This is a genomic window from Vicinamibacterales bacterium (genome assembly GCA_036504215.1).
GTDB lineage: Bacteria > Acidobacteriota > Vicinamibacteria > Vicinamibacterales > Fen-181 > FEN-299.
Genome location: DASXVO010000018.1, coordinates 1 through 24,276, shown reverse-complemented (window position 1 = coordinate 24,276; position 24,276 = coordinate 1). Strand labels below are relative to the sequence as shown.

Annotated in this window: 20 protein-coding genes; 12 read left to right on the top strand and 8 right to left on the bottom strand. The window is 66.5% G+C overall.

Annotated elements, in window-relative coordinates:
* Positions 1-3: 3 nt before the first annotated feature.
* A complete protein-coding gene (locus VGK32_04335; GenBank protein ID HEY3380970.1) occupies positions 4-1,113 on the bottom strand; it encodes a fibronectin type III domain-containing protein in 1,110 nt (369 codons plus the stop codon).
* 261 nt (positions 1,114-1,374) lie between these two features.
* On the opposite strand from VGK32_04335, the gene VGK32_04330 reads away from it, so the two are divergent.
* From VGK32_04330 to VGK32_04320, 3 genes are all read left to right on the top strand, one after another.
* Entirely contained in the window at positions 1,375-2,130 is a 756-nt protein-coding gene (locus VGK32_04330; GenBank protein HEY3380969.1) for an outer membrane beta-barrel protein, read from the top strand.
* A gap of 399 nt (positions 2,131-2,529) precedes the next feature.
* The gene (locus VGK32_04325; GenBank protein HEY3380968.1) at positions 2,530-3,681 is read left to right on the top strand and encodes an IPT/TIG domain-containing protein; all 1,152 of its coding nucleotides are present in this window, start codon (positions 2,530-2,532) and stop codon (positions 3,679-3,681) included.
* Positions 3,682-3,748: 67 nt separating this feature from the next.
* Entirely contained in the window at positions 3,749-4,882 is a 1,134-nt protein-coding gene (locus VGK32_04320; GenBank protein HEY3380967.1) for an IS630 family transposase, read from the top strand.
* Between the two features lie 19 nt (positions 4,883-4,901).
* On the opposite strand, the gene VGK32_04315 is transcribed toward VGK32_04320, so the two are convergent.
* The gene (locus tag VGK32_04315; GenBank protein ID HEY3380966.1) at positions 4,902-6,011 is read right to left on the bottom strand and encodes a porin; all 1,110 of its coding nucleotides are present in this window, start codon (positions 6,009-6,011) and stop codon (positions 4,902-4,904) included.
* A gap of 125 nt (positions 6,012-6,136) precedes the next feature.
* The gene (acs, locus tag VGK32_04310; GenBank protein HEY3380965.1) at positions 6,137-8,119 is read right to left on the bottom strand and encodes an acetate--CoA ligase; all 1,983 of its coding nucleotides are present in this window, start codon (positions 8,117-8,119) and stop codon (positions 6,137-6,139) included.
* A 254-nt stretch (positions 8,120-8,373) separates the two neighbouring features.
* Between acs and VGK32_04305 the strand changes: the two genes are divergently transcribed.
* The 3 genes from VGK32_04305 (at position 8,374) to VGK32_04295 (ending at position 11,069) form a co-directional block, all read left to right on the top strand.
* Positions 8,374-9,111, top strand: a complete 738-nt coding sequence (locus VGK32_04305) for a ZIP family metal transporter (GenBank protein ID HEY3380964.1) — start codon at positions 8,374-8,376, stop codon at positions 9,109-9,111.
* Between the two features lie 52 nt (positions 9,112-9,163).
* Complete coding sequence (locus tag VGK32_04300; GenBank protein HEY3380963.1) at positions 9,164-10,315, top strand: VIT1/CCC1 transporter family protein; 1,152 nt, start codon at positions 9,164-9,166, stop codon at positions 10,313-10,315.
* 199 nt (positions 10,316-10,514) lie between these two features.
* Entirely contained in the window at positions 10,515-11,069 is a 555-nt protein-coding gene (locus tag VGK32_04295) for a BON domain-containing protein (GenBank protein ID HEY3380962.1), read from the top strand.
* On the opposite strand, the gene VGK32_04290 is transcribed toward VGK32_04295, so the two are convergent.
* The 3 genes from VGK32_04290 to VGK32_04280 all read right to left on the bottom strand — a co-directional run bounded on the left by VGK32_04290 (position 11,066) and on the right by VGK32_04280 (position 14,149).
* Positions 11,066-11,665 carry a GNAT family N-acetyltransferase gene (locus tag VGK32_04290; protein ID HEY3380961.1) on the bottom strand — a complete coding sequence of 200 codons (600 nt, stop codon included), beginning with the start codon at positions 11,663-11,665 and terminating at the stop codon, positions 11,066-11,068. The genes VGK32_04295 and VGK32_04290 overlap by 4 nt on opposite strands.
* A 205-nt stretch (positions 11,666-11,870) precedes the next feature.
* Positions 11,871-13,361: a HAMP domain-containing sensor histidine kinase gene (locus tag VGK32_04285; GenBank protein HEY3380960.1), complete on the bottom strand. Its 1,491-nt coding sequence runs from the start codon at positions 13,359-13,361 to the stop codon at positions 11,871-11,873.
* A 53-nt stretch (positions 13,362-13,414) separates the two neighbouring features.
* Positions 13,415-14,149 carry a response regulator transcription factor gene (locus tag VGK32_04280; protein HEY3380959.1) on the bottom strand — a complete coding sequence of 245 codons (735 nt, stop codon included), beginning with the start codon at positions 14,147-14,149 and terminating at the stop codon, positions 13,415-13,417.
* Between the two features lie 198 nt (positions 14,150-14,347).
* Between VGK32_04280 and VGK32_04275 the strand changes: the two genes are divergently transcribed.
* Both VGK32_04275 and VGK32_04270 read left to right on the top strand, forming a co-directional pair.
* Positions 14,348-14,872 (top strand): Spy/CpxP family protein refolding chaperone, encoded by a 525-nt coding sequence (locus tag VGK32_04275; protein HEY3380958.1) that lies wholly within the window; start codon positions 14,348-14,350, stop codon positions 14,870-14,872.
* A gap of 392 nt (positions 14,873-15,264) precedes the next feature.
* Positions 15,265-16,863, top strand: coding sequence for a carboxypeptidase-like regulatory domain-containing protein (locus tag VGK32_04270; GenBank protein ID HEY3380957.1), 1,599 nt, complete (start codon positions 15,265-15,267; stop codon positions 16,861-16,863).
* Here the strand turns inward: VGK32_04270 and VGK32_04265 are convergent.
* Complete coding sequence (locus tag VGK32_04265; GenBank protein ID HEY3380956.1) at positions 16,860-17,618, bottom strand: hypothetical protein; 759 nt, start codon at positions 17,616-17,618, stop codon at positions 16,860-16,862. The genes VGK32_04270 and VGK32_04265 overlap by 4 nt on opposite strands.
* Before the next feature lie 53 nt (positions 17,619-17,671).
* Between VGK32_04265 and polA the strand changes: the two genes are divergently transcribed.
* A complete protein-coding gene (gene polA / locus VGK32_04260; protein HEY3380955.1) occupies positions 17,672-20,383 on the top strand; it encodes a DNA polymerase I in 2,712 nt (903 codons plus the stop codon).
* 4 nt (positions 20,384-20,387) lie between these two features.
* Here the strand turns inward: polA and VGK32_04255 are convergent, their stop codons facing one another.
* Positions 20,388-21,179, bottom strand: a complete 792-nt coding sequence (locus tag VGK32_04255; GenBank protein HEY3380954.1) for a hypothetical protein — start codon at positions 21,177-21,179, stop codon at positions 20,388-20,390.
* Positions 21,180-21,261: 82 nt separating this feature from the next.
* On the opposite strand from VGK32_04255, the gene pcnB reads away from it, so the two are divergent.
* The 3 genes from pcnB to VGK32_04240 all read left to right on the top strand — a co-directional run.
* The gene (gene pcnB, locus VGK32_04250; GenBank protein HEY3380953.1) at positions 21,262-22,548 is read left to right on the top strand and encodes a polynucleotide adenylyltransferase PcnB; all 1,287 of its coding nucleotides are present in this window, start codon (positions 21,262-21,264) and stop codon (positions 22,546-22,548) included.
* Positions 22,549-22,711: 163 nt separating this feature from the next.
* Complete coding sequence (gene argF, locus VGK32_04245) at positions 22,712-23,620, top strand: ornithine carbamoyltransferase (protein ID HEY3380952.1); 909 nt, start codon at positions 22,712-22,714, stop codon at positions 23,618-23,620.
* 5 nt (positions 23,621-23,625) lie between these two features.
* The coding region (locus VGK32_04240) for a carbamate kinase (GenBank protein ID HEY3380951.1) at positions 23,626-24,276 on the top strand (651 nt) is incomplete at its 3' end.

Here is a 24,276-nt window from a genome sequence, read left to right as displayed (position 1 = left end):
TTCCTACTGATTGGCCCACGCCGGCCGCGGATTCGGGGACACCCAGATCTGCCGGATGATCATGCCTACGACGGTCGAGGGGTCGCCCCGGTCACCGCTGGAGAACGGGGAGCCGGCGTAGATCATGTGCGGCGACGGCTGGTAAATGCCCTTGTAGCTCCTGGACACGTCGTACATCGACTGGCCATTCGCGCCGCCTTCGAGCACCTGAACGCGGAACGTGCCGCCCGTCCACGTCGCCTTCCAGAGGTAGGTCAGGTCTTCGTGGAACGGGTACGGAATTCGTTGGGAGGACGTCGTCTCGATGTACTGACCCGCCGCGTTGTTGCCCGAGATGAACCGCCATGCGATGGCGCCGTTGCCCCGCTTGTCCAGGCTCATGCGGTAGGGGTTGTCGTTGATGCCGTAGGTGCCTTCGCGCATCGTCATCACGCGGTTCTTCGGGTCCTCGGTCCTGCTCACGACGGAGAGGCCCGAGATGAGCGCCGAGTACTCGCACTCTGAGCACGTCTGCGGCAACTGGTACTCGACATAGGATTCGTCTGAGTCAAGTCGCAGGCCGACCCCGGGGATCCAGGTAGACGAGCCGATGATCTTGCCGATTGTCTTGCCGTTGTTGAGCGGGTCGTACAGTTCGTTGCCCTTGAGGTATCCGGTCGGGATCTGCATCGATCGGAACGTCTCGGTGGCCGACCAGGGACCGTAGGCACCCTCGAGTTCAGCGCGCACGCGCCACTTGTAGATCACATCGACGTCGAGGCCCAACTTGACCGTGTACGACAGCGCTGACCCGGTCTGGGTCTCAACGACTGTGCCGGCCGCGTTCTGGAGTTCGACGCGGTACCGGAGCGCCATGCCGGACACGTACTTCCCGGCCGCGGCCTGGAAGGCCAGCGTCGGCTGCGGAACGGTGAGGCGGATGCCGCCGATCGGAGACGTGAGCGCCGGAGCATTGACCTTCAACGTCGAACCATCGGCGGACGCGGCGGTCCCGCTGGCAGTTGACGCACTCGGAATCGTCGGGCTGACCGGCTTCTGTTCGCTGCCACCGCAGGCCACCGCGAGGGCAACCAGGGCGACCGCGCCAATCCAAAGGAGACCCTTCTGCTGCATGAACCTCTCCCACATGAAACGCAACGCTATTGGGGCCGAACGATGGGCGCAAATCTCGACCGCTGGCGACAGGGCCACCGAACAGACAGCCCTGGCCAGGAACCGGACATTTGTACACTAAGTGGGGGCAAATCGCAGCCACTATCTTTCGGCTGCCGGCCGGGTATCTCGTAGAGGAACTTTTCGATCCTGTGCTAGCATAACTCGGTTTTGTGCCTGACGGCCAGAGTAGGGATTTCCTATTGGAGACGCGAGATCGTGATGATGCAGAAGACGACAACCATGCTGTTGGTGTGCGGACTTGCGCTGGCGGGCGCGTCGGCGGTCTCGGCACAGGGAACTGACAAGCCGGACCGTGGCTTCGTGAGCGTCGCCGGCGGTTTTCAGGTGGGGGGGCGCACCACGGACGAATCCGGCACCTTCTCGCTCTACGACGAGTCGGGCACGTTCACCGGGTCCCGCAAGATCAGTAACGGCGCCTTCTTCGAGGTTGGCGGCGGCATGCACGTCTCCGGAAAGTTCTCGGTGGGCGCATCCTTCTCGCGGTTCGCCAAGGCGAGCACGGTGGTCTACACGGCCTCGATTCCGCACCCGCTGTTCTTCGACTCGCCTCGCACTGCTGCCCTCACGGTCAACGACCTCGGGCACACCGAGTCCGTCGTGCACATCCAGGCGATCTACAGGGTGATGGACACGAAGAAATACGACGTGTCGGTCGTGGGCGGGCCCTCGATCTTCAGCGTCAGCGAAGACACCGTTTCGACAATCTCCGCCACTGAAACGGGGTCGCCGTTCACCGCGCTGTCACTCGCCGCGACGTTCGGCTCAGCGTCGAAGCGCGGGATTGGTTTCAACGTCGGCGCCGATGCCAATTACACGTTGACGCGGGTCCTGGCAGCCGGACTCAACGTCAAGTACACCTACGCCTCGTTGAGCATGCCTGGAACGGGCGGCGCGACTCACGACGTCAAGGCTGGCGGCCTGCAGGTCGGCATCGGCCTCCGCTACCGCTTCTAAACCCTGAGCTCACCCGTGTGACCATGCTTCCCGCCCTGCGCACCCTATGAAACGGGTGTTCCCTGCGCGAGACGTTGGTCAGCACCACTCGGTCGAAGGGCAGGTAGCTCAGTTGGCCCCATGGGTCCTGACGAGCACCGGGCCGGGAGGCACCCGCCCTCCCGGCGGACCCTCCGGCTTTGCGCCGGCTCCCTGCGAGTCACTGGCGATCTTCCTCGCCAGGCATCTCTGCCACCCATCCAGTGCGCTGACCCAGAATGGCTTCACGCGGATGTGCCCGGCCGATGGCCGCCGCGCGATTGTGCGGGCTTCATCCCCGGTGCTAGACTCGAACATTCTGGACGTTTTTGCCACGTCAGGCCGGGACGCGCCCGTTCACCTCGAGCTCACGACAACCGCATGAAGCAACGACCAAGGTTCAAGCTGACGTGGACGACGCTCGCAGGAGCGACTGGAATTCTGGTCGCACTCGTCAGCGCGGGTTGCGGCGACAGTGGAACGCCGGCCAGTCCCTCGGTGAACGGCCCGATCCTCCAGTCGGTGTCGCCGGCAACCGGAACGACCTACGGCGGGACCGTCGTCACCATCGCGGGCACCGGATTCGTTGCGGGCGCGACGGTGACGTTCGGTGGGACCGCCGCCACCGCCGTGAACGTGGAGTCCGCACAGAAGATCACGGCCACCACACCGGCCCACGCAAGCGGGGCAGCGACCGTCGTCATATCCGGCTCGACCGGGAACGGCACGCTGGCCAATGCCTTCACGTACGTCGCGCCGGGCGTGACGAACACGCCGCCTGTGGTCAGATCGATCGCCGTGCAGGGCCGGCGCACGAATGAGCCGGCCAGCTTTGCTGACCTGTCCGAGGTCGTCGACGTCGTGGCAACGGTTGACGACGCGGAGACGTCGGCCGACAAGCTGGAATACACCTGGACGTCCGACGTCGGCACCTTCTCCGGCACCGGTGCCCGCATGACGTGGACCGCGCCGGCCAGGGTGACGGGCGCGACGCCGGTGGTCGTGACGCTGAACCTCCGCGTGACGGAACGCTACCAGGGGCCAGACCCGAACGGCCTCCCTGTGGAGAAGACCAACGTCGTGACCGCCACATCGTCGGTGTCGCTGCACGACTCGGCGAGCGAAGTCTCGACGATGGCCTACGACTTCCTGGTGGCGTTCTCGATTTCCAGCACGCCGACGTCCCAGGTGATGAAGGATTTCACGCCGACGTGCAGCGGCACCGCCGACGAAACCCACGATGTGGAGAAGCATCGTGTCGAGCGGCGGGTCACGAGCTACAACATCGGCAATCCGTCCGTGACCGTTGATTTCGGCGGTCGGTGTCCATTCAGGTCGATCCGCGGAGACGCGTGCGCGACGGTGCCGGTCGAGTGGCATTCGACCGTCCTCATCGTCGGCGATCCCCACTACCTCTGGACCGACAACACCAAGGGCTTCGACCAGGTGGCGAGCGTCTACCTGAATGGCCGCTGGTGGCTCTGTGAGAGCGACTACAACGTGAGCTGGCAGAACTTCACGCCACCCAAGTAGGCGCGTTCCTAGTGTAGTGTCCCACATATAACTAGACAACGAATCAGAAGCGTGAGATGCTGTGTGCATGACAGACACGAGCCTCACGGGCCGCGTGGCGGCCGACGATCTGCACCAGTTGGCCGAGTGGGCCCACGCGCCGAGCACGCCGCAACAGATCGCGTTGCGCTGTCGCTTGGTGTTGGACGCGACCGCGGGGATGAGCGATCTGAAGATCGCCGCGGCGCGCGGCGTGAATCGGCATACCGTGTCGCTGTGGCGCACGCGGGTGCGCCAAGAGGGCGTCGGGGCCGTGTGGGAGATTGCTGAGGGGCGGGGGCGTCGGCCGCGGTACGACCGCGACAAACGGGACCGCCTCATCACCGCGACGCTGCAGGCCCGCCCGCCCGGCCAGACGCACTGGAGTTGCCGCTCCATGGCGGCGGCGCAGGGCGTCAGCAAGAACACCGTCAACCGACTGTGGCAGTTGCACAATCTCAAGCCGCATCTGCACCGCACGTTCAAGTTGTCCCGGGACGCGAAGTTTCTGGACAAGCTGACAGATGTCGTGGGGCTCTATCTGAATCCGCCGCAGAAGGCGGTCGTCCTGTGCGTCGACGAGAAGAGCCAGATCCAGGCCTTGGATCGCACCCAGCCCGGTCTCCCCTTGAAGAAAGGGCGGTGCGGCACGATGACGCATGACTACAAACGCAATGGCACCACGACGTTATTCGCGGCGCTGAACGTGCTGGACGGCAAGGTGATCGGGCAATGTCAGGCGCGGCATCGCCACCAGGAGTGGCTGAAGTTTCTGCGGCGGTTGGATGCGGCGTACCCCGCCGATGTGGCGTTGCATGTCGTGATGGACAACTACGGCACCCACACGACCGCGGAGGTCCAGGCGTGGCTCGCGCGGCATCCCCGCTTCGTGTGTCACTTCGTGCCCACCAGTTCGAGTTGGCTGAATCTGGTGGAACGGTGGTTCCGCGAACTCACGGACAAGGCGATTCGCCGCGGGGTGTTCCCCAGCGTGCTGACGTTGATCGAGGCCATCGACGCCTATCTCGCGGCATGGAACGACGCGCCCAGGCCTTTCATTTGGACCGCCACCGTCGGCGACCTCGTCGTCAAACTCGACCGGGCGCGCCAGCGGCTCGAATCCATCCAGCCGGGGTGCACGCTGTCGCGCCGACGCAAAACACCGAAGATTGTCGCTGTATAGCTATTTCAGGGACACTACACTAGTAGAAGAAGAGCTGCAACTGTCCCAGCGCCTGCGTCCGGTCTGGCTGCCCGTCGACGTGCTGCCGGCCGGCCGTGAACTTCAGGTTGCGCTGGTGGCCCGCCATCCAATACGCAATGCCCGCCTGCCAGATGCTCTGTTCCGGCGTGAGCGGGTTGTCGAACGTCCTCCGCGAGTACTGCACCAGCGGGCTGATTCGTCCCTTCATGAAGTGGAACGCCGCCTCGATGAGCAGCGCGTCCTGCTTGACGAGCGTCGGGATGAACGTTCCCCCGTCGAAGCGCATCCAGTTGACTTGCGCGGTCACGCCCCGCTCACCCTTGTTGATCGGCTGCTCGATGAACGCGTCAACGCTGTAGGTCCCGTAGGCCTTCTGGTGATCGAACGCCGCGCCGATCCCCACGACGCGCCTGGTGGCCTGGAAGGTGCCGGAGTAGAAGAACCCGGTGTCGGCGGCAAACGGGTACCACACCGCCCGTCCGGCGACGCGGAAGTCGTTCCGCGCCTCGACGCCGCGCACGCCCTGGAACACACCCAGGCGGTACTCCAGGTGCTGCTTGAAGGGGTAGCCGCGCAGTTGCACGCCGTAGTCGCGCGCCGTCCGGCCGCCGGTCGGCCCGTTCTCGAGAAACGTGTACGGACCGTAGTCCACGGCCAGCAGCGTCGCCGCCGACTGTCCGTGGTTGTGCCCGAGCGGCACGAGGATCATCCCGGCGTCCACCTTGAACGCGTCGCTCTGGTTGTAGGTGAAATAGGCGTCCTGGATGAAGGCGCCGCCGGTATCCTTCGCGCCCGTCGGGTTTGCCGCCTTGTCGGGAGTCGCCTTCCCGAGGTTCGGGCTGTCGGTCTCGAAGAAGAACGTCCACTTCTCGGAGATCTGCCCGCCGAACACGATCCGGATTCGCCTCAGGAAGAGGTTCTTCGAAGTCCCCGTCGTGTCGGGCGTGTCGAGGACCTCGAGTTGCGGCTGCGCGAGGAAGCCAATCTTGACGTTCGTCTTCCCGTCCTTGCTGCTGATCATCCATTGCGCGCGGGCCGGCGAGGCACTCAGCGCGAGCACGAGGACGGCGATTGCGGCGGCAAGCGGCGCGGGCGGGCGCGTGGGCATTCCCTTCCTCTCCTGTTCATGATGGCGTCTCGCGAGCAACCCTCCGCGAGAGTCCCTCCGTCGGTAATCTCTCCGTGAGAGATTGTCGGCCCATCATGATACTCGTCGCCGGACGCGCCCCGCCATCATCCCGCTTCTTCCTGATACCGTGTCTTCACTCGCTGAATCGCCCCTGGATCCGCCAGAGTGGTCGTGTCGCCGAGCGCCTTCCCTTCGGCGATGTCCCTCAGCAGGCGCCGCATGATCTTGCCCGATCGGGTCTTCGGGAGGTCGGGCGTGAAGAAGATGTCGTCCGGCCTGGCGATCGCGCCGATCTTGTGCGCCACGTGCTCCTTGAGTAGCGCGGCCATCGCCGGCGTCGCGGCCACGCCGTCCTTCAGTGTCACGAACGCCGCGATGGCCTGCCCCTTGATCTCGTGCGTCTTGCCGACGACGGCGGCCTCGGCCACGTCGGGGTGATCGACGAGCGCGCTTTCGACCTCCATCGTGCCGACGCGGTGGCCCGCCACGTTGAGGACGTCGTCCACGCGGCCGAGCAGCCAGAAGTAGCCGTCGCGGTCGCGCTTGGCGCCGTCGCCCGTCACGTAGACGCTGCTGCCCCAGCGGTTCCAGTATTGGCGCACATAGCGCGTCGGGTCGTTGAAGATCGTTCGCAGCATGCCGGGCCACGGACGAGTGAGCGCAAGGTAGCCGCCGCCGACCTTCACCACGTCGCCGCGATCGTTGACGATCTCCGCCTTGATCCCCGGGAACGGCCTGGTCGCGGATCCCGGCTTGAGCGCGGTGATGCCGGGCAGGGGCGTGATCAGGATGTGCCCGGTCTCGGTCTGCCACCACGTGTCCACGACCGGGCAGCGCCGGCCGCCGATGTGGAGGTAGTACCACATCCAGGCTTCGGGATTGATCGGTTCACCCACGCTGCCGATGAGTCGGAGCGTGCGCATGTCGTGTTTCCCCGGCCATTCCGGGCCGGATCGCATGAACGCGCGGATGGCGGTGGGCGCCGTATAGAACACCGTGACGCCGTGGCGCTCGATCATGTCCCAGAAGCGATCCTTCTCGGGCCAGTCGGGCGCGCCCTCGTACATGACGACGGTGGCGCCGTTGGCGAGCGGACCGTACACGACATAGCTGTGGCCGGTCACCCAACCGATGTCCGCGGTACACCAGAAGACGTCGTCTTCCTTCAGGTCGAACACCCACTTGCTGGTGGCGTACACGCCGGTCAGATACCCGCCCGTGGTGTGGACGATGCCCTTGGGCTTCCCGGTGGTGCCGGACGTGTAGAGGATGTAGAGCATGTCCTCGGCGTCCATCGCCTCGGGCTCGCAGGTCGCGGACGCGTTCTTCATCACGTCGTGGTACCAGACGTCACGCCCCTCGACCAGGTCGGTTGGAATTTCGGTGCCGCCGCCGCGTCGAAGTACGACGACGTGCCGGATGCTCGGCGTTCCGGTCAGCGCCTCGTCCGCCATCTTCTTGAGCGGCACGATCTGGCCGCGCCGAAATCCGCCGTCCGCCGTGACGAGCACCTTGGCCTGTGCGTCGTTGATCCGATCGCGCAGCGACTCCGCGCTGAAGCCCCCGAACACGACGCTGTGGACCGCGCCGAGGCGCGCGCAGGCGAGCATGGCGACCGGAAGCTCGGGAACCATCGGCATGTAGATCGCGACGCGGTCGCCGCGGATCACACCGAGCCCCTTCAGCGCGTTGGCGAAACGACTCACCTCGCGATGAAGCTCCCAGTAGGTGAACGTCCGGGTGTCGCCCGGTTCGCCTTCCCAGATGATGGCCGCCTTGTTGCGGCGCGCCGTGCGGACGTGACGGTCGAGGCAGTTGGCGCTCACGTTGAGTTGACCGCCGACGAACCACTTCGCGTCGGGTGGATTCCACTCGAGCACCGTGTCCCAACCCTTGATCCAGTCGAGTTCGGTCGCGAATCTCGCCCAGAAGGCCTCCGGGTCTTTCTCGGCCTCGTCGTAGATGGACGCATCCTTCACGTTCGCCTGGTCGCGGAACGCCGGCGGCGGGTCGAAGATGCGGTCTTCACGCAGTAACGCGTCGATGTTTCCCTGGGGATCATCTGGGGACTGGGTCGGTTCGGTCATCGTTCCTCCTGACCGCGAGGGACAGCGAGCGACAGAAGGGTCAGCTGGCCGCTCTGTGCGTGAGGATCCGGGCACGACGTGCGGTGACTCTTCCGAAGAGGCGCCGCGGAATTGATTGGATTGACTTCAGTATACCGGATTGCACAGACCACAGAGAACACGGAGGACGGCGGCCGCTGCGATCTCTCTATGGAGACTCGTGATCCGGTGGACGGCCATCGACTGGCGACCCACGGCTGACTTATGATGCCGACGTGCGATTATTTGCCGTCGCCCTTGGCCTGAGCGTGATGGGGAGCTTCGGAAGCCTCGTGCTGGCGTCCGGCCTTCTCGTCCTGAGTCCGCAGAACCGGCTTCGCCTGGTGCCTCACCTCGTCAGCTACGCGGTCGGCACGCTGCTCGGCGTGGCCCTGCTCTCGATTCTTCCCGAGGTGCTCACCGACCTCGATCCGCCCCGGACGTTTGCCACGCTGCTCTTCGGGATCCTGACGTTCTTCGTGCTCGAGAAGCTGGTCTTGTGGCACCACTGCCACACCGAGGATTGCGAGGCGCACGGCCGGCCGGGCGCGCTCGTCCTGATCGGCCACGCGTTCCACAGCTTCGTGGACGGCGTCGCGATTGGCGCCGCCGTGCAGACGTCGTGGCCGCTCGGCCTGAGCACCGCCACGGCGGTCGCTCTCCACGAGGTGCCGCAACAGGTGGGCGACTACGCGGTCCTGCTCAACGCCGGGTACCGGCGGGCGCCTGCACTCGGACTGAGCGTGCTCTCGGCCGGCGGCGCGGTGGCGGGCACGGTCGTCTCGTTCCTGGCGTTCGATCGGCTCCCGGGCGTGCTCCCGTACGCCCTCGCGTTTGCGGCCGCCAGCTTCCTCTATATTGCGATGGCCGATCTGATTCCCGATCTCCACCGCGGCAAGGTCACCGCGGGCGCTTTCAAGCAGCTCTTGCTGCTCGGCGCGGGGATTGCGACCGCGTTCGGCCTTCGAGAGTAGCCAGGAGTCCGGAGCCAGCAGCCCGACAGCCCGGGGCCCAGAGGTCCAGACGATGACCGAGGACCAATATCTTCAATCGCTCGAGAAACTGTGGCGCCAGGAGGTCGAGGCTGCCACGACGTATCGGCTGCTCAGCGAGCGCGAGGCCGATCCGCGACGGCGGGATATCCTCGGGCGCCTGGCGGATGCGGAGGAGAAGCACGCGGCGCGGTGGGCGGAACGCATCCAGCGCGCGACTGGCCAGGCACCCGATCCCACGTTGGTCCGTGGATCTCTCAACTGGCTCCAGAAGCTCAGCGACCAGTCTGTCGTCCTCCACAAGCTCGAACAAGAGGAGAACGTCGCTGAAGCGGAGTACCAGCGCCTGCTCGCGTCGTTCAGCGATCCGGAAGACCGCGCGGTGGCCGATGAGGTGGCGCGCGAGGAACGCGACCACGCCCGAACGCTTCATGCGCTCGCTGGTCCCGCCCCGTCACCGAGGAAGGCCCTCGATTCCATCCTGGGTCGCGAACGCTGGCACGTGCGTGGAACCGGCTGGGTGGGTGACGCGATCTACGGTGTGAACGACGGACTCGGGGCCGTGTTCGGCATCGTGTCGGGCATGGCGGGCTATACCGGTGGAAGCGGCGTCGTCCTGGCGGCCGGCCTCGCGGGCACGTTGGCGAGTGCGCTGTCGATGGGCGCCGGCGCCTATCTCGCCTCCAAGTCCGAGCGCGAGGTCTACGAGTCGGAGGTTGCGCGCGAGCGGCGGGAACTGGAAGCGGACCCCGAGGAGGAACGCACCGAGCTGGAGCTGTTCTACCAGCTCAAAGGATTCACCCCGGAGGAAGCGCGGATGATGGTCGACCGGCTCCAGGCCGATTCGAAGCAGTTCCTCCGCGCACTGGTCCACGAGGAACTCGGCCTCTCGGAGGAGAGTTTTCCGAATCCGCTCCGGTCCACGATCTCGGCCACGCTCTCAACCGCGGTCGGCGGCTTCATTCCGATCATCCCCTTTTTCTTCACCGTCGGCATGCCGGCGGTCATCGCCTCGTTCATCATCAGCACGATCGCGCACTTCGCGGTCGGCGCGTCGAAGGCACTCATCACCACACGGCCGTGGTGGGCGAGCGGCACCGAGATGACACTCGTCGGCATCCTCGAGGCGGCGATCACCTACGGACTGGGCCTGGCCCTCTCCGGCCATGGGCTGCCAACGCTCTAGACTCTGAACCTGTGCTCTCGTCGCGGGCGTCCTCGCCTGAGCACACCTCATCCATGCCCATCCTTGTGGCTGCTCGATTCCGCTGAATTGCACCCGCATGAACAGCTGGCGCGTGCTTTGCAGCGAAGACCGGCAGATATGCCAGGCCGCTCATGGGACTTTGTGGGGCCAGACAGGAATCATCCAGGAGGTACAACCCATGTTGAGGAGACTGGCGATTGCGGCGGCCACGGTGCTGCTGCTTCCGGCGGCGCTCCTGGCGCAGCCGGATCGGAAAGACCTGCAGGTGTTCAACGACATCTCGAGAGCCGTCACGACCTACGCGCGGTTCTCGGTATTCGACGACGTGTCGGCGAGTATCGATCACGGGGTCGTCACGCTCACCGGCAAGGTGACGATGCCGTTCAAGGCGAAGGACCTCGAGCAGCGCGTCGCGAAGGTGGCAGGTGTGCGCCAGGTGCGCAATGGGATCACCGTCCTGCCGGCGTCGCTGTTCGACGATGACCTGCGGTATGCCATCGCCCGGGCGATCTACGGCAATCCCGCGTTCTGGCAGTATGCAGCGATGGCGAACCCACCGATTCACATCGTGGTCGAGAACGGCCATGTCACGCTGACGGGTGTGGTGAACAACAACGTCGAGCGGATGCTGGCGCGATCGCTGGCCACCGGCTTCCTGTCGTTCTCGGTGGACAGCCAACTGAAGACCGACGCCGAGATGAGGACGGCACTGGAGAAGCTGGAGGAGAGCTAGATGCTCTTCTCCATCCGTATCTCGTCCCGCACAGGTATCCCGGCGAACCCGGCGCGATCGTGGGGCTTCACGTGCTCGATCATCGCGCCGGGCACGACCTCGGTCAGCGTCCAGCCGCGACGCTGGTAGAAATAGAGAGCAGGCAGATTGTCGTTGGTCGTGGCGAAGACGAGCCGGCTCACGCCATGTCGGCGCGCGAGCGCCTCGGCCTCGATTGCGAGATGCGTGGCCACACCCGATCGCTGCCACATCGGATCGGTGGCCAGCGCCATGATGTGCAGCGCATCCGGCAGCAGCCGGTAAGCGAGCGCCCCCGCCAGTTCTCCCCGCATCTCCGCGATGATGATGGGGCAATCCTCGAGCGACATCAGTTCACCGAAAGCCAACACCGCCGCACGGCCGAAGTCGCGTCGGAACAGGGCCAATGTCTCCACCCGGTCGGCAGGGTCCGCCTGGCGGACGAGGACGGCCGGACACGTCGGACGCGACCGGCAACTGCAGACGGTCTGGAGCTGCGACTCGGCCCAGTCGACAAAACGGCCGCAGCGGGCGCAGCGTAGGGCGTGTGGCTTGGCGCCAAAGGCCAGCATGGACATGGCGAGGACTCCGGGCGTCGCGCGGTTGTCGGGGAAGCGCGGGGGACACTGTAGTGAAAAGCGGGGGGGGAGGGCAAGGGGGGACACAGGGGGGGACAGGTGCTGGAGGTGCTGGGGGTGCCAGGGGTGCTGGAGGTGCGAGTGCTGGGGGTGCTGAGGGTGCTGAGGGTGCTGAGGGTGCCAGGGTGCTGGAGGTGCGGGTGCGTTATCCGGCGCTGAATGACCGCGGGTCGGCGTCTGGCAGGACGATTTCGAATACCGTCTCGACGTTCGGTTCGCTGCGGACGGTGATGCGTCCGCCGTGGCGCTCCACGATGGTCTTCACGATCGACAGGCCGAGGCCGCTGCCGGTGCCCGTCGATTCGGCGCGCGAGGCGTCGGCCTTGTAGAACCGATCGAAAACGTGGGGCAGGTGGTCGGGTTGAATGCCGGAGCCGGTGTCGCGCACCGACAAGATCACCTCACCCAGTGACTCCGGGCCTCCGCGCGCGGTGTCGGGCTCATCGCGTCGCTCCACGGAGAGGCGCACGCGTCCGCCTGATGGCGTGTGCCGAAGCGCGTTGGCGGCCAGGTTCTGCAGTGCCTGCTCGAGTCGGAGCGGATCGCCCTGCACGAGGATGCTCTGGTCGCCCTCGGTTTCGAGCGCGACCCCCTGCTCGCGTGCCGGGTGTTCGTGTCGCGCCAGGACCCGGGCGAACAGCTGGCCCACGGCGACATCCTCGCGCGAGAACGAGCCTCCACCCGCCTCGAGCCGGGCGAGCTCGAGCAGGTCGCCGATGATCCGCTCCAGGCGCGACGTCTCCTCGCGGACGATCCCGACGTAGCGGCTGCGAGCGTCGGCATCGAGTGCGATCGACGGCATGTCGAGTGTTTCGAGGTAGCCGCGGATCGCCGTCAGCGGGGTCATCAGCTCGTGCGAGACGTCAGCCAGGAGTTGCCGGCGGAGGCGGTCCGAGGTCTGGAGCGCCTCGGCGCGCTGCACGAGGTCGATGGCCATCTGGTTGAACGCCCTGGCGACTCGCGTGATCTCGTCCCCTCCGGTTTCCGGCGCTCGGGCCGTCACGTCGCCCGCGCCCAGACGACGAGCCGTGTCGGCCAGGGCCTCGAGCCGCCGGCTGGCGGGCCGGAAGATCAGGGCCGACGCCACCGCGCCCGCCCCGACGACCAGGCCCAGCGCGATCAGCAGCAGCAACGGGCCGAATTGGCGCGCGACGACGTTGGGCGGGCGGCCCGCGAGGACGATCACCATTCCAACCGTCTGGCCGCGGACGATCACGGGGGCGAACGCGGCCGCGCGTCGGGCCCGGAAGCTCTCGATCGGGTCCAGGCCCGCGGCCGCGCCGCGTGCCATACGCTCGCCGGCCCTCCGGATCAATCCAGGGGGCGGCGGTCCCCAGTTGCCGGACACGACCCGGCGATCCTTCGTGATCACCCAGATGGGGCGCGGCAGGCTCCCGTACCGATCGACCAGGTGGCGTTCGATCTCGGCCTCACGCTGGCCCTCGATTTCCCCGGCGATGTCGTTTGCCACGACGGTCGCGAACACCGTCAGTGCGCGCGCCGGCACGTTGCGCTCACCGCGCACGATGATCCACACGAAGAACACGGCCTGCGCCACGAGCGCGATCGCCAGACAGGCGACGAACCCGATGGCGATCCGCCAGTAGAGGCTGCGATACCAGGCGCGTTCGGACATGCGGATGCTCGGCGATCCGGACGGGCGAGACGCCCGCCCCACTCCCTGCCCGGTCAGGGCACGTCGGCGAACCTGTACCCCACGCCCCACTGCGTCAGGATGAGCGCCGGGTCGGCGGGGTCGGCCTCGATCTTGTGCCGCAGACGTTTCACGAGCGTGTCCACGCTGCGCACGGTCACGTACGTGTCGCCCTTCCAGATCTTCGACAGCAGCGCTTCCCGGCTGAACACGATGCCCGGGTGCTCCGCGAACAACAGCAGCAGCTTGAACTCCTGGTTCGTCAGCTCCACGTCGGTGCCCCGGACTCTCGCGCGGCGGCGGGCCGGGTCGATCTCGACCCCGTGCATCGATATCGGTCGCATCGCCTCCTCAGCCGGTTGGGCGGCCCCCTCGCCTTCGGTCGTCGTCAGAGCCCGGCGGGCGCGACGGAGCAGCGCGTGAGCCCTGGCCACCAGCTCCCGAACGCTGAACGGCTTCGCGAGGTAGTCGTCGGCGCCACTCTCGAGGCCGAGCACCTTGTCCGACTCCTCGCGCCTGGCCGTCAGGATCAGAATCGGCACGTCGCGATTCGGCCCTTCCCGCCGCACGGCTCGACAGACGGTCAGGCCGTCGATGCCCGGGATCATCAAGTCGAGGACGATGAGGTCGAGGGGCTGCTCGCCGGCCACTCGCAGCGCCTCCCGTCCATCGCCAACCGGAATGCAGTCGTACCCTTCCAGTCCCAGGTGCAGGCACACCAATTCCCGGATGTGCGCCTCGTCCTCGACGACCAGCACTCTCGTCGCCACGGCTACACTCGGACCCGGCCGTTCCAGGGTCCGGGCCGACGGCCCGAATCCCGGAGCGGCTCTGTCATGATCACCCTCATCGCCCACGCGATCGACATCGCAGCCTCCAGTTCACACTTCTTTCACAGGTCGGTCATGAGCCTGCCACAGCGGTCCTGTCCAATCAGGCAGAAACAAACGACACCGGGGAGGAAGACGATGAGCAAGCATAACAAGGTTCGACTGGCCGCGGGATTCATCCTGGCCGCGTTGTTCGTGGCCGGCACGGCGGCTGACGTTTCGTACGCGCAACAGCAGGGTCCGCAGCGTGAAGAGCGCAAGGGCGCCGGCATGATGATGCGCGGCGGCCCCGGGCGCGCGCTTCGGCTCGGCCTGCGGCAGCTCGGTCTGAGTGACACGCAGAAGCAGCAGGTCAAGGCCATCCTGCAGGGTCACAAGGCCGATTTCAAGGGGTTCGCGGACCGGCTGGTGACCGCGCGTCGGACGCTCGGCGACGCGATCGCGGTTGACCCGATCAACGAAGCGGCCATCCGCGAGAAGAGCGCGGATCTCGCGAAGGTGCAGGCCGATCTGGCGGTATTCCGCGCGCAGGTTCGCAAGGAGGTCTTTGGCGTGCTGACGCCGGATCAGCAGCAGAAGGCCAAGGACATGAAGGCCCGCTTCCTCGATCGCGTGGACCGGTTCCGCGCCAACAGACACCGCAAGATGGGAGAGAGTTTCTAGCCCGGAGGCACAACCGCCCGAGCGAGCGCCACGACACGAAGGACGCAGGTTGGCGCCGCCACCTGCGTTCTTCGCCTTCCCGCCGTGGCGGCACTATCGATCACCGCCGCTTCGGCGGGGCAAGCCCGCCTGGCCGCCTTCCTCCTTCCTCCTTCCCCCTTCATCCTTCCCCCTTCATCCTTCCTCCGTCATCCGTCCTCCTTCCTCCTTCCTCCTTCCTCCCTGCCCCCCTGTTGCGCCTCCCGCCCAACCCGACTACCCTAGCCGCTATGCACCCCGCTATTCCCGTGGTCATGGCCGTCCTGCTTTTCCTCGGGCCGGCGGCGGCACGAGGCCAGCAGGCGAGACCTGACCGGAGCCAGCAGGTCGGGCGCGATCGGACAGGGCAAGCCGTGCGACCGACTGGCACAGCCAGCATCACCGGCAGGATTACGGCGGTCGACTCCGGCCGACCGCTCGTCCGCGCACGCGTCCAACTTTCGTCGACCGATGTCCCCGGCCTCGTCGCCGCGGTGACTGATCAGGAAGGCCGATACACATTCGCCAACCTGCCGCCCGGCACGTACACACTGGTCGCCTCGAAGCCGGGATTCGTCTCGTTGGCTCATGGCGCGCGGAGTCCGCAACGGCCTGGCGGCCGGGTTGTCCTCGCGCAGGGCCAGCAGGCCCGCGACATCGACGTTCGCCTCCCGCGGGGCGGCGTCGTGACAGGACGCATCTTCGATGAAACCGGCGAACCGCTGGTTCGGGCGATGGTGCGCGCGATGCGGTACCAATACCAGCAGGGCCAGCGGCACCTCGTGCAGTCGGGAAGCGGTGAGAGCGACGACCGTGGCGTGTACCGGATCTTCGGGCTGTCCCCGGGCACCTACCTGGTCACCGCCGCCGCGCGAATGGAGATGCCGTCGTCGTCGGATGGACAACCGGTCGATCCGTCCGTGGTGCAGACGTATGCGCCGACCTATTTCCCGGGTGTCACGAGCCTCGCCGACGCGGCACCCGTTGTCCTCGGCAGCCAGCTGGAGGCCTCCGGCCTCGACTTCATGCTGCAAGTTGTGTCCACGGTCCGCGTCAGCGGGACGGTCACGGCGGAAGCCGGAGCGGCGCAGAACCCGTTCGTCATCGTGATGACCGACGAAGGGCCCGGAGCCAGCGCCGGAACCTCGTACGCTGCCTCGGTGAAGGACGATGGGTCGTTCAGCATCGGAAATGTCCCGCCCGGGCGGTACCTCGCGATCGCACGTGCCATGGTGACGCCAGCTCCTGGCGAGCGCCAGGTGCAGATGGTCACCACCCAGGCCTTCGCGCTCGGCAGCCAGGATTTCACCGGACTCAACCTTGTCCTGTCAGCCGGGGGTGCCATCACCGGATCGATCGTCGTCCAATCGGCAATGAGCCAGCAGATCGATCTCACCCGGGTCCGCGTGAGCGTATCGCCACCGAGCCCCATCCCGTTCGTTGGCGGCGCGAACGCCCGCGTGAGTTCCGGCGGCGGGTTCCAGATCCCGAACGTCGTCCCCGGTCCCCAGGTGGTCAACGTCAGTGGTCTTCCGAAACCGTGGACGCTGAAGGGCGTCTTCCTGAACGGGCGCGACATCACGGATCGTCAGATCGACGTCCGGAACGGCATGACGACGACAGGCGTGGAGGTGGTGCTGAGCGACCGCGCCACCGAGGTCATGGGAACCGTGCTCGATGGTCAATCGAAGCCGGTGGCCGACTGCTATGTGCTCGCTTTTTCCGCCGACACGGCGGACTGGCGGCCGCGCTCGCGGGCCGTTCAAGGCGTGCGACCGGACCACTCGGGCGCGTTTCACGTCCTCAGCCTGCCGCCAGGCGACTACTACGTCATCGCGCTCGCCGATATCGAGCCTGGCTCATGGTACGAACCCGCGCTGCTCGAACAGTTGCGCAAGTCCGCGGTGAAGATCTCGCTGGCTGAAGGGGAGACGAAGGCACAGGAACTGCGGGTCCTGGGTGATGCGGGCTAGACGATCGGATCTTTGCCCTTCTTCACGACCCACCAGATGATGAGCGCCAGCACGGACAGGGCCGCCGCGACGCTGCCGAGGAAGAGCCACAATGTCCGGTACAGGATGGAGGTCGGCTCCATCCGCGCCTCCATCTCGAGGGGTTGGCCGGCCAGGCGGTCGGACAGTTTCTGTTCCCAGACGAGGATGTTGCCGCGCCGGAGGTTGTCGCGGCCCGCATTGTGGTAGGCGATCTTGCTCGGTAGATGGAGTCGGAAGGCCACCAACTCCTGCCCGGTCCAGCCGACCGACCCGACCGGCCGGTTCGGCGATGGGCCGAGATCCTCGCGGTACCGGTACATGTCCCCCGTTCGCTCGAAGCGGATCGTCGCCCAGGAGAACGCGGGGTTCGAGGGCAACTTCCGGATGTCGTCCACTTCGAGCCGGATGTGCGCGAAGCGGCGGCCGTGCTGCCGTGAACTGGTGACGCGGCTCACGCGCGTCCCAGGAACCGTGAACAGCGCGCGGATCCGGTCCCGATCGACCCTCGCGGTGGGATTCGTATCCAGCTCGAACCCGCGAAGCGCGGCAATCGCGGGCAGCGACCCGTTGACGTAGATCGTCGCCGACCCGTCGAGCGCCAGGTGGATATCCTCGTCGTACTCGAACTGCTTCAGGAAGCCGCCATCCCGGCAACCGGCCGCCGTCGCGGCCACGACCGCCAGCAGCAACACGACACGCGCGCAAGGCCCGAGCAGGCTGCGAACGAACAGCATGACGGCCAATGATATACTGACTTCCACCCACCGCGCGCGCACCGATCTCTTCCATGAATACCCAACACCTGGTCCCATCACGCCCCGTGCTGTTCCTCATCGACGGCAACTCGCAGATGTATCGCGCCTACCACGCGATTCGCGGGCTGACCGGGCCGGACGGCCGCTCGACCAATGCCGTCTACGGCTTCGTGGCGATGCTGCGAAAACTGGTGGCGGACCAGAATCCCGATCTCGTCGCCTGCGCGTTCGACCTGGCCGGCCCGACCTTCAGATCGGCGCTTGCCGCCGACTACAAGGCCAACCGCCCCGCCATGCCGGATGACCTGGCCGAGCAGATCCCCTACGTGCATCGTGCGTGCGAAGCGCTCGGCGTGCCGGTCGTCTCGTGCGAAGGCTTCGAGGCCGACGATGTCATCGGGACCATCACGGCGCGCGCGGTTGCCGAGGGCTACGACGTCGTCGTGGTCACCGGCGACAAGGACATGTACCAGCTCGTGCGCGACGAAGTCCGCGTGTTCAACCCCCGCGACGAGGGCTACTGGTACGATGCCGCCGCGGTGAAGGAGAAGTTCGGCGTCGCGCCCGACCGCGTCGTGGACGTGCTGGCGCTGATGGGCGACGCGGTGGACAACATCAAGGGAGTCCCCGGCATCGGCGAAAAAGGTGCGCGCGACCTGATTGCCGCCTTCGGCTCGCTCGATGAGTTGCTCGCGCGCGCCAGCGAGGTTCCACAGAAGAAGTACCGGGAAGCGCTGCTCGCCGGTCCCGACCTCGCACGACAGAGCCGGGAACTGGCGCAAATCAGGCTCGACGCCCCGATCTCGTTCGACATCGAGACCTTCCGGCATCGAGGCCCGAATCGCCAGGCGTGCTACGAGCTGTTCGGCGGACTTGGGTTCCGCTCGCTTCTCAGCGAATTCGCGCCGACCGCTGACACCATCGTCAAGGACTACGCCATCGTCGAGACGATCGAGGGCGTGCGCGAGCTGGCGGCCGACATGGCCCGTGCCGGCCGATGCGCCGTGCACGTGGTGACGACGAGCGAGCCGGTCGTGACGGCGGAGATCGTGGGCATCGCTGTGGCGACCGGGGCCAGACAGGCGCGTTACGTGCCGCTTGCGCACCACGCGCTCGATGGAGGGCCGCAGCCCGACCGCCGGGCGGCGCTCGACGTGGTGAAGAGCGTCCTCGAGGATCCGGCCGTACTGAAGGTCGGGCACGATCTGAAGGCGGATGCGGTCGTCCTGGCCCGGTACGGGATCGCGATGCGCGGCCTTGCCTTCGATACCATGCTGGCCAGCTACCTGCTGGACGCGACGCGCTCTGCGCATTCGCTCGAAGACAACGCGCTCGAACATCTCGGCTACAAGGCCCTCACCGAGGAGGCCGTGCGGGGACGTGGCGCGAAGGCGCTCGAACTTGGCGATCTGCCGCCAGCGGCCGTGATGGACTATGCCGGCGAGCGTGTCGACCTCGCCCTGCAGTTGGCCGAGCGCCTCGAGCCGATGCTCGGGACCGAGGCGCTGATCGATGTGTACCGGCAACTGGAACTGCCGCTGATTCCTGTGCTCGCGGAGATCGAGCAGGCCGGGGTCCAGGTGGATGGCGGCGTGCTCGGGCGGTTGTCGGAGCGGCTCGAGCGGGATCTCTCGACACGCAGCGCCCGGATCTTCGAACTCGCTGGCGAGTCGTTCAACATCAACTCGCCCAAGCAGCTTTCGGAGATTCTCTTCGAGAAGATGAAGCTGCCGGCCGGCAAGCGAACGGGCAAGACGCGCCTCGCCTCCACCGCCATGGACGTGCTGGAGGATCTCGCGCTCACGCACGATCTGCCGCGGCTCATCCTCGAGTGGCGCAGCATCCAGAAACTGAAGGGCACATACATCGACGCCCTGCCGCAGCTCATCAACCCGGCGACGGGGCGCGTGCACACCTCCTTCAACCAGGCGGTCGCCGCCACGGGACGCCTGAGCAGCAGCGACCCGAACCTTCAGAACATCCCGATTCGCACGGAACTCGGTCGGGAGATCCGGGCCGCGTTCGTTGCCGCGCCGGGTTCCGTGCTGATCTCGGCCGACTACTCGCAGATCGAGTTGCGCGTGCTGGCGCACCTGTCCGGCGACGCCACGCTCATCGAGGCGTTCAAACGTGGCGACGACATTCACGATCAGACCGCGCTCAGGGTGTTCGGCGCCGACAGCGGCCTCGACCCGCACGAACTGCGGCGGCGGGCCAAGATCATCAACTACGCGCTGCTGTACGGAAAGACGGCATTCACCCTGGCCCGCGATATCGGCGTGACACAGGCGGCGGCACAGGCGTTCATCGACGCCTATTTTTCGGGATTCCCGGAAGTGCGGCGGTTCATCGATCGCTTGCTCGACGAGGCACGGACGACCGGCGTGGTGAAGACGCTGTTCGGCCGGCGTCGGCTGGTGCCGGAGCTGACGAGCCACAACGGCCAGGTGCGTTCGGCGGCCGAGCGGGTGGCTGTCAATCTGCCGATCCAGGGAACCGCGGCCGACATCCTGAAGCGCGCGATGATCGACGTGCACGCGTCACTCGAGACGCGCCACGCGCAGGGCGGTCGCGCGAGGATGATCCTCACCGTGCACGACGAACTGCTGTTCGAGGCACCGGCGGAAGAGGCCGACGAGATCGCGACGATCGTCCGCAACGGCATGGAGCAGGCCGTCGCGCTGGCCGTGCCGCTGACCGTCGACATCGGCATCGGCAGAAACTGGACGGACGCCAAGGGATAACCTGCTACCGCCCTCCCCAGTCCTGCTTCATCGAGTCCCACGTTGCACGAAGCGACGTGGCCGCGCGCTCGCGATCGCGGTCGGCCGACGCCAACTGGCGCGCACGCTCGGGGATGATGGCCTGCATCACGAGGCGATCCAGATCGGCCCGGAGCCTCACCCCCTGGTCGTCGGCCATCCGCGCCCGCACCCATCCCGCCATGGCCGCATCCCAGGCACGTCCGAGGTCTCCCAGCGATCGCAGCGAGGTAACGAGCCAATACGCGGCAGCCGTCGATCCCGGCATCCGGGCCAGTTCGGCCTCGGCCCGACGACGAATCCGGTTGTAGACGACGTCACGATCGTCGGCATTGCCGGCCTGCACCTGCCGTTCGAGGGAGGTCGCCCACCAGTCGAACACGCGGTCCCAGGCCCGGGGTCCCATGTCTCCGATCCGATCGAGCGTCCCCTGGAGCACCTCCGCAGCCGGGCCGTAGGACTCATCGAGGAACAGCCACTCTCCGAGACCGACCAGATACTGTGTGCGGTCGGATCCCGTCAGCCGATCGGGCTGGACGTCGCGCAGCGCGTCACGTGCTGCGACGAGGTCGGCACGGTCGGCTGTCTGGCGAAATCGCTCGAGTTGCGCACGCCCGAGCACGAGATTGGCGCCGTCCGCTGTTGTCGGTGACGTGCGGAGCCGCGCCGCGGCCGCGATCGCCTGCTCGTACCGCCCCTGATTGTAGAGCTGACGCGCGAAGTCCAGGGTGCCTTGCGCCGACGCCGGCACGGCCGGAAAGGCCAGGCACAGCCCCATCAATAGGGCCGCTACGCTAACTCTTTGAGAAGCATGGACTTGTGTGTCTTGACAGCCCGGCATTTGATATAATCCTCTCGCCATGGTGGAGCCGACCGTCATTCCGCGCTCCGAACATACGCTGTCGCGGCGCGACATCGACGCCGACGCGTTGAAGGTACTGTATCGCCTCAAAGAGGCGGGCTTCATCGCGTACCTCGTCGGTGGCAGCGTGCGCGACCTGCTGCTCGGTCGGCGCCCGAAGGACTTCGACATCGGCACGTCCGCGCATCCCTACCAGGTGAAGCGCCTTTTCCGCAACTGCTGGATCATCGGCCGCCGCTTCCGCCTCGTGCACGTGAAATTCGGCCAGAAGATCATCGAAGTTGCCACATTCCGTCAGCACCTGCCGCCGAACGGAGCGCCAGACGACGCGGGCGGCGAGTCCGGCGAGGCCGCGGAGGTGACGGCGCCCCAGGATCTCGCGGCACGCGATCTCCTGATCCGGCGCGACAACACCTTCGGTACGCCGGAGGAGGACGCCTTCCGGCGCGATTTCACAATCAATGCCCTCTTCTACGATATCGCGACTTTCTCCATTATCGACTACGTCGACGGGTTGCGCGACCTGCACGAGCGGGTGATTCGCGCGATCGGGGATCCGGACGAACGATTCCGCGAAGATCCTGTCCGCATGCTGCGGGCGGTGGCGTTCGCCGAGCGACTTGATTTCACGCTCGATGCGCCCGTCGCGGACGCGATCCGACGGCATCGCGGGGAGATTGCACGAAGTGCGCCGGCTCGTCTCATCGAGGAGTACTACAAGATCCTGCGGACCGGCGCGAGCGAGCGTGTCTTCACGGCCGCCGCGAGGCTGGGCCTGCTGGAGGCGATCACTCCCGAGCTGCAGGACGCGGCGAACTCCGACGCGCTCTCGTCGTCGCTGGCACGGCTCGACGCGTATCGTCACCGGTTCCCGTCAGCGCCCGACTCGTTCACCAATCCCATTCTACTGGGCAGCCTGCTGGTCCCGCTTGGATTCAGCCTCGATGGCGGCCACCCGGCCCGCGGACCCGTCCATCCGTGGTTGGGCGCTCTACCGGTCGCGAGGCGTGATGTCGAGCGGCTCTTCCAGATCCTCGCCCTGCAGCGACGGTTGCGCGATCCGAACATCTCTCCCCGCGCGGTGCGGACGCTGATGGCCCGCGGCGCGTTCGCTGATGCCGTCACCTGGCTCGAGATCCACGGAGATGCGCCCGACACGGTTGGCCGGTGGCGCGCGCTCATCGCCGAACTGACCGCAAGCGGCGCGCTCGCCGCGCCCCTGCCGCGCGTGCCGGCCCGTCGGCGCCGACGTCGCCGGCCGCGTCGGCCGACGCCGCAGCAGTGACCGTTGGCTGGCAATCAGACGCCTGCATACTAAAGCCAGTCTTTGCATATCTTTCCGGCAACTTGACCTTCGTCGAGAGGGTGCGGTGTAATGTCCTGCTTGCAGGGTGATCGGGAGACCGGCCTCTACCGTTCACTGTTCGCAGCTGTTTGATGGAGACCTCATGAACGACTTCCTTTCGCTTCGCGACTTCACGCCGGACCAGGTGCGTCACCTGCTCGATCTGGCCGCCGATATCAAAGCCCGCCCCGCCGATTTCTCCGGCGCGCTGAAGGGCAAGACGCTGGCTATGATTTTCGAGAAACCTTCGCTGCGAACGCGCGTCACGTTCGACGTGGGCATCCAGCAACTCGGCGGGTTCTCGCTGTACTTGTCACCCGCCGAGATCAACCTCGGCAAGCGCGAATCGATTCACGACGTGGCCAAGAACCTCGAGCGGATGGTGCAGGGCATCATGATCCGCACCTTCGCGCACGGCATCGTCGAGGAGATGGCGAAGGAAGCGGGCGTGCCGATCATCAACGGCCTCACCGACTACAGCCATCCGTGCCAGGCGATGGCCGACTTCCTCACGATCCGCGAGGTCAAGGGCCGGACCGAGGTCAAGCTCGCGTTCGTCGGCGACGGCAACAACGTCGCGCACTCGCTGATGTTCGCCGGCGCGCTCCTTGGTGCGCACGTGGCCATCGTCACGCCGCCCGGATACGAGCCGAAGGCGGATGCGACGGAGTGGACCGAACGGCATGCCAAGGCGACCGGCGCGCGCCTGACCATCACGAACGACCCGGTCGAGGGCGTACGCGATGCGGACGTCATCTACACGGACGTCTGGGCGAGCATGGGCCAGGAGGGCGAGGCCGAGGCACGCAGGAAACTCTTCCTGCCGTACCAGGTGAACGAGAAACTGGTCGGCCACGCCAGGCCCGACGTGACGTTCATGCACTGCCTGCCGGCGCATCGCGGCGAGGAAGTGACAGCCGGCGTGATCGACTCGCCGCGCGCGGTCGTCTTCCAGGAGGCCGAGAACCGGCTCCACGCGCAGAAAGCGATCATGCTCGAACTGATGAAGTAAGAGTCGTGATCAAGACCGCACTCATCGCCATCGGCGGCAACTCGCTCATCCGGGCCGGAGAGAAGGGCACGATCGCGGAGCAGTTGGCCAATACCCGCCGCACGGCGCAGGCCGTCGTCGGACTCATCCAGGACGGGTTCCGGCTCGTGCTCACGCACGGCAACGGGCCGCAGGTCGGCGCGGCGCTGCTGCGGTCCGAGCGGGCATCCGACCAGGTATATGGCCAGTCGCTCGACGTGTGCGACGCGACGACACAGGGGGAGATCGGGTACCTGCTCCAGCAGTCGTTGCAGAACGAACTGGCGTCGGTGGGCCTGGACACCCCTGTGGCCACCGTGCTCACGCAGGTCGTCGTCAGCGAGGACGATCCGGCCATGCGGCATCCGACCAAGCCGATCGGGCCGTTCTACTCGCAGATCGACGCCGAGGAGCGGGCCCGTACGCTTGGCTGGCAGGTCGTCGAGGACGCGGCGCGCGGGTACCGGCGGGTCGTGCCCTCGCCCGAACCGCTCGAGCTCGTCGAAGAAGGCGTGATCCGAACGCTGCTCGATCACGGGGTCCTGGTCATCGCGGTCGGTGGCGGGGGCATCCCGGTGGTGCGCTCGGAGGCGCAGTTGAAGGGTGTGGAAGCCGTCATCGACAAGGACCGGGTCTCG

Bases quoted from the DNA above. Each gene is read 5' to 3' on its own strand.
- pcnB (HEY3380953.1), top strand. From the start codon at position 21,262: ATGGTGGAGCCGACCGTCATTCCGCGCTCCGAACATACGCTGTCGCGG.
- VGK32_04295 (HEY3380962.1), top strand. From the start codon at position 10,515: ATGTTGAGGAGACTGGCGATTGCGGCGGCCACGGTGCTGCTGCTTCCG.
- VGK32_04265 (HEY3380956.1), bottom strand. From the start codon at position 17,618: ATGCTGTTCGTTCGCAGCCTGCTCGGGCCTTGCGCGCGTGTCGTGTTG.
- argF (HEY3380952.1), top strand. From the start codon at position 22,712: ATGAACGACTTCCTTTCGCTTCGCGACTTCACGCCGGACCAGGTGCGT.
- VGK32_04290 (HEY3380961.1), bottom strand. From the start codon at position 11,665: ATGTCCATGCTGGCCTTTGGCGCCAAGCCACACGCCCTACGCTGCGCC.
- VGK32_04285 (HEY3380960.1), bottom strand. From the start codon at position 13,361: ATGTCCGAACGCGCCTGGTATCGCAGCCTCTACTGGCGGATCGCCATC.
- VGK32_04255 (HEY3380954.1), bottom strand. From the start codon at position 21,179: ATGGGGCTGTGCCTGGCCTTTCCGGCCGTGCCGGCGTCGGCGCAAGGC.
- VGK32_04275 (HEY3380958.1), top strand. From the start codon at position 14,348: ATGAGCAAGCATAACAAGGTTCGACTGGCCGCGGGATTCATCCTGGCC.
- VGK32_04320 (HEY3380967.1), top strand. From the start codon at position 3,749: ATGACAGACACGAGCCTCACGGGCCGCGTGGCGGCCGACGATCTGCAC.
- VGK32_04300 (HEY3380963.1), top strand. From the start codon at position 9,164: ATGACCGAGGACCAATATCTTCAATCGCTCGAGAAACTGTGGCGCCAG.
- VGK32_04325 (HEY3380968.1), top strand. From the start codon at position 2,530: ATGAAGCAACGACCAAGGTTCAAGCTGACGTGGACGACGCTCGCAGGA.
- VGK32_04335 (HEY3380970.1), bottom strand. From the start codon at position 1,113: ATGCAGCAGAAGGGTCTCCTTTGGATTGGCGCGGTCGCCCTGGTTGCC.
- VGK32_04330 (HEY3380969.1), top strand. From the start codon at position 1,375: ATGATGCAGAAGACGACAACCATGCTGTTGGTGTGCGGACTTGCGCTG.
- acs (HEY3380965.1), bottom strand. From the start codon at position 8,119: ATGACCGAACCGACCCAGTCCCCAGATGATCCCCAGGGAAACATCGAC.
- polA (HEY3380955.1), top strand. From the start codon at position 17,672: ATGAATACCCAACACCTGGTCCCATCACGCCCCGTGCTGTTCCTCATC.
- VGK32_04315 (HEY3380966.1), bottom strand. From the start codon at position 6,011: ATGCCCACGCGCCCGCCCGCGCCGCTTGCCGCCGCAATCGCCGTCCTC.